1 protein-coding gene and 1 pseudogene are annotated in these 1,114 nt (G+C 69.1%); both read left to right on the forward strand.

The window, feature by feature from the left end; all coding sequences use genetic code 11:
• Positions 1-597: pseudogene (locus tag NBW84_RS01785) on the forward strand (epoxide hydrolase); the annotation flags it as partial.
• 140 nt (positions 598-737) lie between these two features.
• Positions 738-1,114: GNAT family N-acetyltransferase (locus tag NBW84_RS01790; RefSeq protein WP_250281066.1), on the forward strand; the 377-nt coding region annotated here is incomplete at its 3' end.

Raw genomic sequence — 1,114 nt, forward strand, 5'->3', positions numbered from 1 at the left:
GACTTCTTCACCGGCCCCCGCGCCTGGGACTTCGCCCGCAACCGGCCCCTCACCGACGACCAGCCCGCCGACGTCCGCGCCCGCATCATCGAACTCGACCGTCGCTCGGCGTCCCACCTCGCCGTGCACATGCTCGACGGCGCCACCCTGGCCCACGCCCTGAGCGACTCACCCGCCGGACTGCTCGCCTGGCTCCTGGAGCGCTGGAACGCCTGGAGCGACAACGACGGCGACCTCGAGTCCGTCTTCACCACGGACGACCTGCTCACCCACGCCACGATCTACTGGGTGAACAACTCCATCGCCACCTCGATGCGTTACTACGCCAACGCCAACCGCTACCCCTGGACCCCCGCCCACGACCGCACCCCGGCCGTGCAGGCCCCGGTCGGCCTCACCCTCGTCACCTACGAGAACCCGCCCGGCATCCACACCGCCGCCGAGCGGGTCCAGGCGTTCACGACCGGCCCGCAGGCCGGCTGGTTCAACCACGTCAACGTCAACGCCCACGACCACGGCGGCCACTTCATCCCCTGGGAGAACCCCGACGCCTGGGTGAACGACCTGCGCCACACCTTCCACGGCCGCAGACCCTGAACGACACCAGCCACATCTCAGCCACATCCGGCGTCCTGACGCTGACCAACAACCACGATCCACCGCTCGGAGCGGCCAAGTGGCGGGATGGTTGGCCAACCCGCCTTGTGTGATCTAGCCGGGGGGAAGACATTCGGGACATGCACCCGGTGGTCGACGTCGTGCTGGAACCCGGTCTGCGCTACACGGAGACGATCGAGTCGGGTGCGGGTAACCGGTCCGTGCGCTACTGCCGGCTGGTGGCAAACCAGGACACGCCCGTCGGCGAGTTGGAGGTGCATTCCTTCCGGTGGCGGTTCGGCGCCGTGGCCGTCGACGCCGAGGGTATCGGCGGGGTGGAGATCCAACCCTCCTTCCGCCGGCGTGGCCACATGGGCCGGCTTCTCCGCCAGGCGCTGGACGGCATGTCACGGCGGGTGAACGTCGCCACGGTTTCCAGCGGCGTCCAGGGCGTGTACGAGAAGTTCGGCTTCGTCACGTCCGTTGCCGAGGGCCACCTGGACATGCGCGTTCGCGG

The organism is Protofrankia sp. CiP1_Cm_nod2, from assembly GCF_920664355.1.
Lineage (GTDB): Bacteria > Actinomycetota > Actinomycetes > Frankiales > Frankiaceae > Protofrankia.